General features: G+C 64.3%; 15 protein-coding genes. 6 read left to right on the top strand and 9 right to left on the bottom strand.

All coding sequences use genetic code 11. The annotated features are described in order from the left end of the window. Positions 1–287 precede the first annotated feature (287 nt). Together LRX75_RS08630 and mnmC2 are read right to left on the bottom strand one after the other, a co-directional pair. Entirely contained in the window at positions 288–1,835 is a 1,548-nt protein-coding gene (locus LRX75_RS08630; protein WP_162742988.1) for a DEAD/DEAH box helicase, read from the bottom strand. A gap of 293 nt (positions 1,836–2,128) precedes the next feature. After that, positions 2,129–2,887 (bottom strand): tRNA (5-methylaminomethyl-2-thiouridine)(34)-methyltransferase MnmC2, encoded by a 759-nt coding sequence (gene mnmC2, locus LRX75_RS08625; RefSeq protein WP_231813944.1) that lies wholly within the window; start codon positions 2,885–2,887, stop codon positions 2,129–2,131. A 38-nt stretch (positions 2,888–2,925) separates the two neighbouring features. On the opposite strand from mnmC2, the gene LRX75_RS08620 reads away from it, so the two are divergent. Next, complete coding sequence (locus LRX75_RS08620) at positions 2,926–4,089, top strand: NAD(P)/FAD-dependent oxidoreductase (RefSeq protein ID WP_231813492.1); 1,164 nt, start codon at positions 2,926–2,928, stop codon at positions 4,087–4,089. Between the two features lie 51 nt (positions 4,090–4,140). Here the strand turns inward: LRX75_RS08620 and LRX75_RS08615 are convergent, their stop codons facing one another. Beyond that, positions 4,141–4,494 (bottom strand): PRC-barrel domain-containing protein, encoded by a 354-nt coding sequence (locus tag LRX75_RS08615; RefSeq protein ID WP_113150733.1) that lies wholly within the window; start codon positions 4,492–4,494, stop codon positions 4,141–4,143. A 218-nt stretch (positions 4,495–4,712) separates the two neighbouring features. Between LRX75_RS08615 and LRX75_RS08610 the strand changes: the two genes are divergently transcribed. The 5 genes from LRX75_RS08610 to uraH all read left to right on the top strand — a co-directional run bounded on the left by LRX75_RS08610 (position 4,713) and on the right by uraH (position 8,104). Then, the gene (locus LRX75_RS08610; RefSeq protein ID WP_231813491.1) at positions 4,713–5,519 is read left to right on the top strand and encodes a DUF1045 domain-containing protein; all 807 of its coding nucleotides are present in this window, start codon (positions 4,713–4,715) and stop codon (positions 5,517–5,519) included. A gap of 195 nt (positions 5,520–5,714) precedes the next feature. Continuing rightward, entirely contained in the window at positions 5,715–6,641 is a 927-nt protein-coding gene (puuE, locus tag LRX75_RS08605; RefSeq protein WP_231813490.1) for an allantoinase PuuE, read from the top strand. After that, the gene (gene uraD, locus LRX75_RS08600) at positions 6,638–7,156 is read left to right on the top strand and encodes a 2-oxo-4-hydroxy-4-carboxy-5-ureidoimidazoline decarboxylase (RefSeq protein WP_231813489.1); all 519 of its coding nucleotides are present in this window, start codon (positions 6,638–6,640) and stop codon (positions 7,154–7,156) included. Before puuE ends, uraD begins: the two co-directional genes overlap by 4 nt. Beyond that, entirely contained in the window at positions 7,153–7,659 is a 507-nt protein-coding gene (locus LRX75_RS08595) for an ureidoglycolate lyase (RefSeq protein ID WP_231813488.1), read from the top strand. Before uraD ends, LRX75_RS08595 begins: the two co-directional genes overlap by 4 nt. Positions 7,660–7,741: 82 nt before the next feature. Next, entirely contained in the window at positions 7,742–8,104 is a 363-nt protein-coding gene (uraH, locus tag LRX75_RS08590) for a hydroxyisourate hydrolase (RefSeq protein ID WP_231813487.1), read from the top strand. Positions 8,105–8,110: 6 nt separating this feature from the next. Here uraH and LRX75_RS08585 read toward each other — a convergent pair whose 3' ends face one another. The 6 genes from LRX75_RS08585 to LRX75_RS08560 form a co-directional block, all read right to left on the bottom strand. Continuing rightward, positions 8,111–9,244 (bottom strand): alpha-hydroxy acid oxidase, encoded by a 1,134-nt coding sequence (locus LRX75_RS08585; protein WP_231813486.1) that lies wholly within the window; start codon positions 9,242–9,244, stop codon positions 8,111–8,113. Positions 9,245–9,338: 94 nt separating this feature from the next. Further along, a complete protein-coding gene (gene guaD, locus LRX75_RS08580; protein ID WP_231813485.1) occupies positions 9,339–10,649 on the bottom strand; it encodes a guanine deaminase in 1,311 nt (436 codons plus the stop codon). Beyond that, the gene (locus tag LRX75_RS08575; protein ID WP_231813484.1) at positions 10,646–11,884 is read right to left on the bottom strand and encodes a urate hydroxylase PuuD; all 1,239 of its coding nucleotides are present in this window, start codon (positions 11,882–11,884) and stop codon (positions 10,646–10,648) included. The genes guaD and LRX75_RS08575 overlap by 4 nt, the downstream gene beginning before the upstream one ends. A gap of 173 nt (positions 11,885–12,057) precedes the next feature. Next, positions 12,058–12,501, bottom strand: coding sequence for a hypothetical protein (locus LRX75_RS08570; protein ID WP_231813483.1), 444 nt, complete (start codon positions 12,499–12,501; stop codon positions 12,058–12,060). Beyond that, complete coding sequence (locus LRX75_RS08565) at positions 12,498–12,752, bottom strand: hypothetical protein (RefSeq protein ID WP_231813482.1); 255 nt, start codon at positions 12,750–12,752, stop codon at positions 12,498–12,500. Before LRX75_RS08565 ends, LRX75_RS08570 begins: the two co-directional genes overlap by 4 nt. A 77-nt stretch (positions 12,753–12,829) precedes the next feature. Further along, positions 12,830–13,726, bottom strand: coding sequence for a LysR substrate-binding domain-containing protein (locus LRX75_RS08560; RefSeq protein ID WP_231813481.1), 897 nt, complete (start codon positions 13,724–13,726; stop codon positions 12,830–12,832). Positions 13,727–13,822: the final 96 nt, after the last annotated feature.

Below are 13,822 nucleotides of genomic sequence, written 5' to 3'. Positions count from 1 at the left end.
TCCCCTTTTTAAGCCATTTGATTACAAGCGCTTCGGCAATGCAAGAAGCATGCTCGTTTCAGACAGAAAGAAATTTTCTCCCGTTCTGGCTGTCCCCTCAGGGGGTGACATGGTTTTCGGGTGCAAAATGGCAAGACGGGTTTTGGGTGAAGCCGTCCATTTTTCGCACATTATCTTCGCAATTGCTTATCGACTGAGCACCTGCTTTTCGATGCGATCGCCGTCGTGCAAATGAAAACGGCGGAACTTTCGTCCCGCCGTTTTCCGATCTCTCCCGTGAGCGGGATTTATGCTTCTTCGCGGCGCGAGCCTTCGCGGCGCTGGGCGGCCTGTGCGCCCGGGCTGCCGGCTGCCGGGCGCGGGCCGCGGCTTGAGGTGCGGGGTGCGCCGCCCGGACGGCCGTTGCGGTTGCCGTTGCGCTTGGCAAGGGCTGCCTGGTGGGCGGCCTGTGCGGCCGGGCCCTGGCCCTTGCGGTGCTCGCGGCGCTGTGCGCTGTCGTCGCCGGCCAGCAGGTCGTCGCCGGCAAACGGGCTCGGTGCCTGTGCCACGCGCGCCGGGCGGTTGTTCTCGCCGCCGCGGTTCTCGCCACGTCCCTGGCCACCACGGTTGTCGCCGCGGCCCTGGCCGTTGCGGCCTTCATTGTTGCTGCCGCGGCCGCCATTGCCGCGCGCATTGCGGGCGGCCGGTGCGCGGGAGATGTTGGCCGGCGCTTCGCCGCTGGCCACGGTGATGGTCATGCCCATCAGCTTTTCGATGTCGCGCAGCAGGCGGGCTTCGTCCGGTGCGCAGAAGGCGATGGCGATGCCGTCACGGCCGGCACGGGCCGTGCGGCCGATGCGATGAACATAGGCTTCGGCGACTTCCGGCAGATCATAGTTGTAGACATGGGTGATGCCGGGAATGTCGATGCCGCGGGCGGCGACGTCGGTGGCGACCAGAACCTTGATCTCGCCGTCACGGAAGGCCTTGAGGGCGCGCTCGCGCTGGCCCTGGCTCTTGTTGCCGTGAATGGAGGCGGCGGAATAGCCGACCGATTCCAGGTGCTTCATCAGCTTCTCGGCGCCATGCTTGGTGCGCGAGAAGACGATCGCGCGGCCGTCCGGGTTGGCGGTCAGCGACTGCTTCAGCAGCGTGACCTTGCCGTCCTTGCCGGTGACGAAATGCACGAACTGCTCGATCTTGTCGGCAGCCTTGCCGGCCGTGGCGACTTCGACGCGCTTGGGGTCCGTCAGGTAGTCGCCGGCGAGGTCGGCGATCGCCTTCGGCATCGTGGCGGAGAACAGCAGGGTCTGGCGGTTCTTCGGCACGAGCTTGGAGATCTTGCGCAGGTCGTGGATGAAGCCGAGGTCCAGCATCTGGTCGGCTTCGTCGAGCACGAGGTAGCGCGCGGTCGTCAGCGTCACGGCCTTGCGGTTGAGAAGGTCGAGCAGGCGGCCGGGCGTGGCGACGAGGATCTCGACGCCGCGTTCCAGCTGCTGGGTCTGCTTGTTGATGGAGGCGCCGCCGACGACGAGGCCGATGCGCAGGGGGCTCTTCTTGACGAAGACCTTCAGGTTGGCGGCGATCTGGTTCACCAGTTCGCGGGTCGGGGCGAGGATGAGGGCACGGACGTTGCGCGGGTCGGCGCGCTTGCCGTCGGCCAGCATGCGCTCGATCATGGGCAGGCCGAATGCGGCGGTCTTGCCGGTGCCGGTCTGTGCGAGGCCGATGAGGTCATGGCCTGCCATGACGAGCGGAATGGCTTCGGCCTGGATCGGCGTCGGCACGGTGAAACCTTCAAGGGTAAGGTTCGCAACCATCTGCTCGGAGAGGCCAAGGGAAGAAAAATTGGTCAAAGGTATGCCTTTCGGGGCGCCAAACGACAGGGACCGGAACACCGCTTTCCTGCGGTTCCGGGTCATCTGGTTTCAAGAACCCCGCGTGAAATGGGATCTTGGTGGGTTGAAAAAGCTGTCTGCGCTGCGGGTGCCGAATGTGGCACGGTCTCATGGGTGCGCTTGGCCTTCGCGACGGAATGACAAAATCCGCTGGGCACGCTCACGCGGCGGCCGGAAGGTGACGCTGGCCCTCATGTCGTTGTTTCCCAGCTGAAAGTCAAGCTGTCTTTTTCGCAAGTGCGAAGAGGCGATCAGCTTTGCGGCTCGGGCTGACCTGCTGCAGCCCTTGCGCCGCAAAGCATTTCCCGCTTGCCGGCAAAGCCCTTGCGGCGCTCCACGGCGAAGCCTGCGGCCTGGAGATTGCGGCGTACGAAGCCGGCGGCGGCGTAGGTCGCGAAGGTGCCGCCGGGCCGCGTGTGATCGTGCACCGCGGCCATGAGCTCCGGCGACCACATGGCCGGATTGCGCGAGGGGGCAAAGCCGTCGAGGTACCAGGCATCGAAGTGCCCGGTGTGGCTGGTGACACCATCGATGGCCGGACCGCAGACGATGGTGAGCGTGACGTCGCCCGTCAGGTCGAGACGCACATGGCCGGACAGCGCCTGCGGCCATGCGGCGACCAGCGCGTCGCGCTCCCGTGCGATCTCGGGCCAGGCGGAAAGCGCGCGGCCGATGTCTGCCGCCTGCATGGGGAAGCGCTCGAACGAGGTGAAGGCGAGGCGGGCACCGGGCGGTTTTTCCGCGCCAGCCCACTGACGCCATGTCTCGCAGAAATTGAGCCCGGTGCCGAAGCCGAGTTCGCCGATCGCAACCGCCTGCGCGTGGCGCCACCGCTCCGGCAGTCCGTTCCCGTTCAGAAAGACGTGACCGCATTCCTGCCGGCCGTCGGTGCGGCAATAAAAATGATCGTCAAATTCAACGGAATACGGCATATCGCCGGTGTGCCAGTCGAGCGTCTGCTGGTTTAGGGACGGGTTTTCCACGGCGATGGTCGGGCGGCTTTCGGTCATGGACAAGCGATAATCAGCCCTTGGGACAAGGTCAATCGATGGCGGATATGAAGACGGATCTGGTCGTCATCGGCGGCGGCATCATGGGCCTCTGGGCTGCGCTTCATGCGGCGCGTGCCGGGGTCAAGGTCGTACTTGCGGAGCGGGCGGCGATCGGGGCCGGGGCGAGCGGCGGGCTGCTCGGTGCGCTGATGCCGCACACGCCGGATCGCTGGAACGACAAGAAGCAATTCCAGTTCGACGCGCTGGTGTCGCTGGAGGGCGAGATCCGCGGGATGGAGGCTGCAACCGGGCTTTATGCCGGATACCGTCGAACGGGCCGGCTCATTCCCCTGGCAAAGCCGCATCTGCGGGAGATCGCGCTCCGGCAGGTGGCGGATGCGGCTGTGAACTGGCGGAGCGGAGCGGGCGGCTTTGCCTGGCGCGTTCTGGACGCCGCACCGGAGGGGCTTTTCTCACCCGATGTCGTGGCGCATGGAGCCGTTTCCGACCAGCTGGCGGCGCGTGTCTCGCCGCGCGGCCTTCTGCATCTGCTGAGGTCCACGCTTGAGGGGATGCCCGGTGTAACCATCCTCGAGGGATGTGCCGTGCGCACGATCGATCCGCGGCAGGGGCGCGTGGTCCTCGCCGATGGGATCTCTGTCGAAGCGGGTCACGTCGTGCTGGCGGCGGGCGTCGACAGTTTTCCGATGATCGACGGCCTGGCGGCTTTGGCTGGTGCAGCGGCGCGACCGCCAAGCGGCGCGAGCGTGAAGGGGCAGGCCGCCCGGCTGGCGGTCGATCTCGATCCCGCCCTGCCGATCCTGTACTCGGATGGCGTTTACGTCATCGCGCATGATGCGGGCGGCGTGGCGATCGGCAGCACCAGCGAGGTGGACTATGCCGATCCGTTTTCGACCGACCGGAGGCTCGATGATCTGCTCGCCAAGGCCGAGACGCTGGTTCCGTCGCTGGCCGGCGCACCGGTTCTCGAGCGCTGGGCGGGCCTGCGTCCGCGCGCCATCGGGCGCGACCCGATGGCCGGCCCGCATCCGGACTATCCCCGCCTGCATCTGCTGACCGGCGGCTTCAAGATCAGCTTCGGCATTGCCCATCGGCTCGCGCAGGCCGTGGTTGAGGGCATCTTCGAGCACACGCTCGATGGTGTGCAGGCGATCGTGTTGCCGCCATCGTTCCGAACCGAAAGCCATCTTGCCTTATGAAAAAGGGGCGCAGCCTCGTGGCGCGCCCCTCGTCGTCATTCGTCCGCTCGCTTACATCCAGTAGGGCGGCACGCCGTAATAGTCATACACCAGACGGCCGTTTTCCCGGTTCCAGTCGTACTCGTCGTCGCTGCGGTATTTCGGGGCCTTCTCGACCTGTTCGCGCGTCAGTTCCGTGCGGTAGCCACCAAGCTCCTCGTCGTAGCTGAGCTTCGTCCACGGGATCGGATAATGGTCCTCGCCGATGCCGAGAAAGCCACCGAAACCAAGCACTGCATAGGCGACCTGTCCGCTGCGCTTGCCGATGATCAGACGCTCGATCGACCCGATACGCTTGCCGTCCGCGCCGTAAACCCGCGTTCCCTCCACCTTGTCGCTGGCGATGAGGTCCTGGGTCTCGACGATGCTTGCATCCTGAAGTTTCTGGCCCTCACCCTGAGCGTTGGGGCGGTCGCCGTGCAGATTGGGGTTGTGATAGGTCACGGTCCTTCTCCTCTTCTGGCTTGATGGCCGTAAAACGTGTGAAAGTCGGTCCGGTTCCGAATTTTCGATGCCGAGGAGGCGCAGTCTTCGTCAGGCTGTCATGCAAATCACGTAGCGCAGGGGGCAAATCGAGGTTTGCCATGCGCTACGCCATCTGCTTCACCCCGCCCATCCATGACCCGCTCTCCGTTGCCGCAGCCGAATGGCTGGGGCGAAATGTCTATTCCGGTGACCTGTGCGAACAACTGTCGGTCGCAGGCTGCAGCGCGCAGGACATGGCTTTCTATACGGCCGTTCCGCGACGCTACGGCTTTCACGGGTCGATCAAGGCGCCGTTTCCCCTCGCTGCGGAGCGGACGGAATCGGCGCTTCTGAAAGCCATGATGCGATTTGCCGGCGAGATCGCCCCGTTCGAGATCCCGGATCTCGAGGTCTCCTGGCTCGGCAGCGCCTTCGGGCTCAGCCCGCGCGTCCCGTGCGAGCCGATGACGCATCTGGCGGCGCGGGTCGTCCAGACGTTTGACGAATTCCGAGCCCCCCTAAGCGAGCGGGATATCGAGCGGCTGGATGCCGACAAGCTGACGGCGACCCAGTTTTCGAACCTGCACCGCTGGGGAGACCCGTTCGTCATGGAGGAGTTCCGGTTCCACATGATGCTGACCGGCCCCATGACGGCCGCCATGCGCGCGAAGATGGAGGGGCCGCTGCGCACGCAGTTCGAGCCCCTGCTTGCGCAGCCGGTGAAGGTCGCAAGCCTTGCGCTGTTCATCGAGCCGGGGGCAGGGGCGCCGCTGCGCGTGCATTCCCAGCACCCTCTCGGCAAGATTTCGGCGCACAAGCCAACGGCGCGCTTCGCGGCGGCCTCCGATCCCACCGCCTCGGCAGCGACGCCGGCACGGGAGGTGCAGATGGCGCAGGCCATGCGGCGGCTGACGACCAGCGCCTGACCATCAGCGCCTGACGACCGGCGTCTGACGACTGGCCCTGGCGGTCCGCCGCTCGGCCTCCGGCTCTCGGAACGCCGCATCCGGCCGCTGCGGGAGCGGTGAAGACGCCGCCGATTTCGGCTGTCGATATCGATCTTTATGCCTCGACTTTCCCGCTTCGGATGCTACCGTTCGGGCGACACATGAGGGGTGACCATGGATTTTTCGACACCGCGCGATCTCGTCGGCTACGGCCGCCACCTGCCGGAGGTTCACTGGCCCGGCGAGGCCCGGATCGCCGTTCAGTTCGTCGTCAACTATGAAGAAGGCGGCGAGAGCACGATCATGGATGGCGAGAAGGCCTCCGAATCGCTGCTGTCGGAAATCGTCGGTGCCCAGCCCTGGCCGGGACAGCGCAATCTCAACATGGAATCGATCTACGAATACGGTTCGCGCGCCGGCTTCTGGCGGCTGTGGCGCCTCTTTACCAGCCGCAACGTGCCGGTGACGGTCTATGGCGTGACGCTGGCGATGGCGCGCAACCCGGATGCCGTCGCCGCCATGAAGGAGGCCGGTTGGGAGATCGCCAGCCACGGCTATCGCTGGCTCGAATACAAGGACTTCACCGAGGAGGAGGAGCGGCGCCACATCGCCGACGCGGTGCGGCTGCACACCGAACTCACCGGTTCGCACCCCCTCGGGCTCTATCAGGGCAAGCCTTCCGACAACACGCTGAAGCTGGTCATCGAGGAGGGCGGCTTTCTCTATTCCTCCGACAGCTATGCCGACGAACTGCCCCATTGGGTGCCGGGCAAGACGCCGGAAACGCCGCATCTGATCATTCCCTATACGCTCGATGCCAACGACATGCGGTTTGCCACGCCGCAGGGATTCAATTCCGGCGACCAGTTTTTCACCTATCTTAAGGACACGTTCGATGTGCTCTATGAAGAAGGTGCCGAGGGGAGCCCGAAGATGATGAACATCGGCCTTCACTGCCGTCTCGTCGGGCGGCCGGGGCGTGCCGCGGCGCTGGCCCGCTTCGTCGATTACGTGCTGTCCAAGGACAAGGTTTGGATCGCCAAGCGGATCGATATCGCCCATCACTGGCATGCGCATCACAAGCCGGAGGCCGGCCTATGAACATCGTCAGGGACAGTGCCGAGGGACAGGCCTTCGTCGGCCAGTTCGGAGGCATCTTCGAGCATTCGCCATGGGTCGCCGAAGAGGCGCTGGAATGGCTGCCGGACGGGCCGCCGACGGCCGCGACCGTGCATGCGGCGATGGTGCAGGCCTTTCGCGCCGCCTCGACTGAGAAGCGGCTGCAGGTCTTGCGGGCGCATCCCGATCTGGCCGGCCGTCTGGCGATTGCCGGTGGGCTGACCGCCGACAGCAAGGCGGAGCAGGCCTCGGCCGGTCTCGACCGCCTGACGCCGGACGAGCACGCGCTCTTCACCACCTGCAATGCGATCTATACCGACAAGTTCGGCTTTCCCTTCATCATCGCCGTGCGCGGCAAGACGAAGGACGATATTCTCGCGGCATTCCAGGCGCGTCTGGACAACACGCCGGACGAGGAATTCGCAACGGCCACCGCCGAGGTTGAGACGATCGCGCGGCTGCGGCTGGACGCTCTCTTTCCCGGAACGGCGGCATGAGCGGGCTGGTTCTTCCGATCGAACCCCTGACGGCTGCGGCCTTCGCGCCGTTCGGCAGCGTCATCGAGGCCGACCCCGCGACGATGCGGCTGATCAATGGCGGCACGACGGAACGGTTTCATGCGCTCGGCAAAGCGGACGCCGCCGGCGAGGATGCGCGCGTCGTCATCAGCATCTTTCGCGGACAGCCGCGACTCTTTCCCTACACGATCGACATGATGGAGCGGCACCCCTGGGGTTCGCAAAGCTTCGTTCCGCTCGACAACCGGTCGTGGCTGGCCGTCGTCGCGGACGACGAGGATGGGCGGCCCGGCCGTCCGCGGGTGTTTGCCTGCTCGGGTCGTCAGGGCGTGCATTACGGCCGCAACGTCTGGCACCATCCGCTCGTCGCCGTCGGTGCCGTCAGCGACTTTCTCGTGGTCGATCGCGAGGGCCGAGAGCCCAATCTGGAGGAGGTTTTCTTCGAGACGCCGTTCACGATCGCAGCATCATCGCTGTCTTGAGTTTTCCCGCTCGTTCATTCCGAGACGCGTTCCACCCCTCCCGTCGGCATCCGGCCGATCGGGTCTCCTGAGAGAGGTTAGCATGATCGCCACCGGCCGCCTGACAACCCATGTTCTCGACGCCGCGCTCGGCCGGCCTGCAGCCGGCCTGCAGATCGCGCTCTTCCACATCGAGGGCGAGACGCGCACGCTTCTGAAGATCGTGGCGACGAATAGCGATGGACGGGTCGACGCCCCGCTTCTGGAAGGCGATGCGGTCGTGCGCGGGACCTATGAACTCGTCTTTCATGCCGGCGATTATCTCAAGGCGAGCGGCACGGCGCTTTCCGATCCGCCCTTCCTCGATATCATCCCCCTGCGCTTCGGCATTGCCGACCCGGCGGCACATTATCACGTGCCGCTGCTGCTCTCGCCCTACAGCTATTCCACCTACCGGGGCAGCTGACCGGCGTCAGATGTCGAGGATGCTCCTGTCGACGTCGAGGATATCGCGCTTGCCGCACAGCGCCATGGTGATGTCGAGTTCCTTGCGCAGAATGTCGAGCGCGAGACGCACGCCGGGCTTGCCGCCTGCGCCGAGGCCATAGAGGAACGGGCGGCCGATATAGGTGCCGCGCGCGCCAAGCGCGACAGCCTTCAGGATGTCCTGGCCGGAGCGGATGCCGCCATCGATATGGATCTCGATCTCGCCGCCGACCGCATCGACGATGCGGGGCAGCATCGAAATCGAGGACGCCGCACCGTCCAGCTGGCGTCCGCCATGGTTGGAGACGATGATCGCATCCGCGCCGGTTCTCGCCGCCATGCGGGCATCCTCGGGATCGAGAATGCCTTTCAGGATCAGCGGGCCACCCCAGAGATTCTTGATCCAGGCGACGTCGTCCCAGGAGAGTTTCGGGTCGAACTGCTCGGCGGTCCAGGCGGACAGGGAGGAGAGATCCGAAACGTTCTTGGCGTGGCCGACGATGTTGCCGAAGCCGCGCCGCTGGGTCTGCATCATCTTCAGGCACCAGCCGGGCCGCGTCGCCATCTGCCAGATGTGCTTGGGCGTAAACTTCGGCGGCGCGGAAAGGCCGTTGCGCAGGTCCTTGTGACGCTGCCCGAGGATCTGCAGGTCGAGCGTCAGCACCAGCGCCGAGCATTTCGCAGCCTTGGCGCGCTCGATCAGGTTGCGGACGAAATCGCGGTCCTTCATCACATAGAGCTGGAACCAGAACGGCCTGGTCGTGACGGAGGCGACGTCCTCTATGGAGCAGATGCTCATGGTGGACAGCGTGAACGGCACCCCGAACTCTTCCGCCGCCTGCGCTGCCAGCATCTCGCCATCAGCATGCTGCATGCCGGTCAGCCCTGTGGGGGAGAGGGCGACGGGCATCGAGACCTTCTGGCCGATCATCGTGGTTGCGAGCGACCGGTTGGTCATATCCACCAGCACCCGCTGGCGCAGTTTGATCTTGTGGTAATCCGCCTCGTTGGCGCGATAGGTGCCCTCCGTCCAGGCGCCGCTATCGGCGTAATCGAAGAACATCTTCGGCACGCGGCGCTTGGCCAGAGCTTTGAGGTCGCTGATGTCGAGGGACGGCATGGTCAGGCTCCGCAGTGGGTTTCGTGCTTCTCCTAGCATGCCGGATGCCGGGCGTTAAGCGCTCGCGGAGCAACTGGTCAATAAAATTGACCAGTTATGCCAATGTGGTCTTGGCCGCGCGTCCGGCGACATAGGTTTCCACCACGGCGCGGTCGTCGCCCATGGTCTGCAGCAGGAAAAGCTCGTCGGAGAGGGAGGTGACGACCTCCGCTTTCAGCGCCATGGCCGGCGTTGCCGCCATGTCCAGCACAATGAGGTCCGCGTCGCTTCCCGGCTCCAGCGTGCCGATGCGCTCCGACAGGGACAAAGCCTCGGCATTGCCGAGCGTCAGGTAGTAATAGCTGTCGAACGGATTGAGCCGCTCGCCCAGCAATTGCTGGATCTTGTAGGCCTCGTCCATGGTGCGCAGCATGGAATAGCTCGATCCGCCGCCGATATCGGAGGCGACCGAGATGCGGACCGGCTTTTCCCGCCGCGTCAGCGCCTTCAGCGGAAACAGGCCGGAGCCGAGGAAGAGGTTGGACGTGGGGCAGTGGACGGCGATCGAGCCCGTCTCGCTCATGGCATCCTGCTCGCGCTCCGACAGATGGATGGCGTGGCCGAACAGGGATTTGCGGCCCATCAGGCCATAATGTGCATAGACGTCGGTATAGTCGGCGGCGTCGGGGTAGAGCGAGAGGGTGTAGTCGATCTCGTCGCGATTTTCCGACAGGTGGGTCTGGATGTGCAGGTCGGGAAATTCGGCGGCGACCGCCTGCGCGGCCGACATCTGTTCCGGCGTCGAGGTGATCGCGAAGCGGGGGGTGATGGCGACGTGGTTGCGGCCCTTGCCGTGCCACTGTTCGATGACCGCGCGCGTTTCGTCGTAGCCCATCTCGGGCGTGTCGAGCAGCCCCTGCGGCGCGTTGCGGTCCATCATCACCTTGCCGGCGACCATGCGCATGTCGCGCCTCATGGCTTCGGCGAAAAAGGCATCGGCCGAGGTCTTGTGCACGGAGCAATAGGCGACCGCCGTCGTCGTGCCGTGGCGGATCATCTCGTCGAAAAAATGCACGGCGATGCGCTCGGCATGCGCCGTCTCCACGAAGCGGCACTCCTCCGGAAACGTGTACGTGTTCAGCCATTCCAGCAGATTGGCAGCGTAGGAGCCGATGACCTGCATCTGCGGAAAATGCACATGGGTATCGATGAAGCCCGGCAGGATGAGGTGCGGCCGGTGGTCGATCTCGATGGCATCTGCCGGCGCCTGCGCGCGGACCGTATCATAGGGCCCGCTGGCGACGATCAGGCCGTCGCGCAGGAGAAGGGCGCCATCGGTCTCGTAGGCATAGGCTTCGGCGTCGTCCATCGACAGGGGGCGGCGGCGGAAGGTGAGCGTGCGGCCGCGAAGAAGCATCGATGTCATTGTGTGGCGGTTCCCGCGGCGCTTTCGAACCAGGCGGCGATCAGCGCGCGTTCGTCGGCCGTCATGTCGGTGAGGTTGCCGGGCGGCATGGCGTGGCTGCGGCCGGCCTGGAAGTAGATCTCGCGGGCATGGGCGGCGATCTCGCCGTCATTCTCCAGCATCACGCCTTTCGGTGGCCGCACGAGGCCTTCATAGACCGGCTCGGCCGCGTGACACATGGAGCAGCGGGTGGAAACCGTATCGCGTACCGCGGGGAAATGCGCGTTTTCGGCAAAGCGGGCGAAGGCCGGGGAGACGGCGGCGGTCTCGGCCGCCGTGCCCGGCAGCTTCGGTGCCGTCGAGAGCCACATGATGAGGATGAAGAGAAGGACGGTGACGAGCCACGTCCAGGTCGGGCGGCCCTTGCGGGCGTGGGTGGTGTTGAACCAGTGGCGGATCGTTACGCCCATGAGGAACACCAGCGCCGCGATGATCCAGCTATAGGCCGTGGCGAAGGCCAGCGGATAATGGTTCGACAGCATGAAGAAGATGACGGGCAGCGTCAGGTAGTTGTTGTGCAGCGAGCGCTGCTTGGCGATCGCGCCGTATTTCGGGTCGGGCGTGCGCCTGGCGATCAGGTCCGCCACCACGATGCGCTGGTTGGGCATGATGATGAAGAAGACGTTGGCCGACATGATCGTCGCCGTGAAGGCGCCGAGATGCAGGAAGGCGGCACGGCCGGTGAAGATCTGCGTGTAGCCCCAGGCCATGGTGACCAGCGCCACATAGAGCAGGCCCATCAGCGTCCAGGTGTTCTTGCCGAGCGGCGACTTGCAGAGCAGATCATAGAAGAGCCAGCCGATCCCGAGCGAGGCGAGCGACAGGAGGATCGCCGTGGTCGAGGAGATGTCGAGCACATGGCGATCGACGAGAAACAGGTCGGCGCCACCATAATAGACCAGACAGAGCAGCACGAAGCCGGACAGCCAGGTGGTGTAGGCCTCCCATTTGAACCAGGTCAGATGCTCCGGCATCATGGCCGGAGCGACCAGGTATTTCTGGATATGGTAGAACCCGCCGCCATGGACCTGCCATTCCTCGCCGTAGGCTCCGGCGGGAAGATGCGGGCGCTTGACCAGCCCGAGATCGAGCGCGATGAAATAGAAGGAGGATCCGATCCAGGCGATCGCGGTGATCACATGCAGCCAGCGCACGGCGAAGGCCAGCCATTCCCACACGATGGCGTATTCGTACATTCCTGTCCCCTTTCATGCCCCCCGCCTGTCACATTGCGAGAATTTCCCGGGCGAGGGAAGGGGCGCTTTCTCAAAGATCCGCGTGCTCGACAAGATATTTGGTGGCGAGGGCGATATGGCGGGGGATCGAAGGGGCGAGGCTTGAGCGCGGCACGGTATCTTATCGCTACGGATCAAGAGTCCCGTGGAATGAACGAGATCTTCGTCCTCTTGTTCTCCGCAAGGATCGCAGATCGGATGCGTTCAAAGAACGTTTGGGGGATGAAGCCGTAGTCGACACGCTCGGGCACATCCGGTCTGGGGCGCAGATCGTAGCCGGGCCAAATGAAACGGTTGAGCTGCGTGACCCGAACCCAATGCCGACCGGCGTCCAGTCCCAGGGTGCGAGCAACGGCTGGCGGCATTTCGAGCGACGTCGCCTCTTCGTCTACAGCGGGAGCAGAATGCGTGATGGGCACGACAACGACCTGAATGTCAGCCGTCTCTCGAACATTTGCAGCGAGAATGATGGCGCATGGCCTGTCCTTGGCCGCTTCGTACCTGCCTTGGTCATGATCTTCCTTCCAGAGGAACGCATAGCGAACCACCAGACCCGGTGCAGGTGCCGGGAATCTCACGCCGGCGAAACGCCATAGCGCGCATTTTCCAGATCCGATATCGTTTCATCGTCCAAGTCGCCGACAGCGAGCACTTCGCGCTCCCGACGTTTCAGTCTTTTGTAATGCTCAAGCTCGCCAGCGGAGAGATAGCCACCAACAACTCTCCCGTGACTGGTGATCTCTATTATCTTCTCGGTAATGGCTTCGTCCTGATAGCGTGCAAAGCTTCGAGAAAAGAGGGTTGCCGGTATTTTCAGAGCCTCAGACATCGATATCTCCTTTCTGCGTAAATTACGTAAAATACAAAAAACGTCAAGGTCGCATCGGAGGTGGGTTGGCGCGGTCATTACGATGGCACCGTGTTAAACTCCTGCAGAATCCAGTCTCGAAATGCGCGGATCTTCAGGACGTTGCGGCGGTTCTCGGCATAGGCGAGCCAGTAATTCCTGCCGTCATTGCACAGGAGATCGAAAGGCACGAGGAGGCGGCCGGCGGCGATGTCGTCGGCGTAGTGCGCGGGGTTGACGATGGCGACGCCCTGTCCGGCCATGGCCGCGGCCGCGTCGAAGGTCTGGACGCCGAAATCGTTCGGCGTTAGCACGTCGAGGTTCGGATCTGGAACGCCGGCGGCGGTGAACCACTGCTTCCACCAAGGGTCGGACGGGCTGATGAGCGGCAGTTTCAGAAGATCGGCGGGCTCGCGGATGCCGCCATGGGTTTCTGCCAGAGCAGGGCTGAGGATCGGCGCGAAATCGAGGCGCATCAGGTGATGGCTGATCAGGCCCGGCCAGTCCCCCGTGCCCCAGCGAATGGCGATATCGGCCGTTTCCGTCTGGAAATCGACGATGCGGGCACCGGTGACGAGCCGGACGGCGATCTGCGGGTGGCGGAACTGAAAGGTGCCGAGGCGTCGTGTCAGCCATTGCTGGGCGAAGGTGGGCGTGGAGTGCAGGATAAGGATTTCGCTCGACGCACGCCGCGCCGCCACGACCGCCTCTCCCAGCAGATCGAACCCCTGGCTCACCTTTGGCAGCAGCCGTTCGCCGGTCTCCGTCAGCGTGATCTGGCGCGGGCGGCGCAGGAAGAGGGGTTCGCCGATGTTCTCCTCCAGCAGTTTGATCTGGTAGCTGACGGCGGTCTGGGTGAGGCCGAGTTCCTGGCCGGCCCGGGTGAAGCTCGACAGGCGCGCGACGGCCTCGAAGACGCGCAGGGCATTCAGCGGGAACTGTCGGGACATCTTCATGGATCAGGTCTCTTGATGGCAGCAGGCGGATGTTCGATTGGATTTCGAGCATGCGCGGGCCGATGATGCAAGCCATTCCCTGACCGAATGGTGATG

The organism is Rhizobium quercicola (assembly GCF_021168455.1).
Lineage (GTDB): Bacteria > Pseudomonadota > Alphaproteobacteria > Rhizobiales > Rhizobiaceae > Ferranicluibacter > Ferranicluibacter quercicola.
Note: the sequence above shows the minus strand (reverse complement) of the source record. Positions and strands in the feature narration are given on the sequence as shown.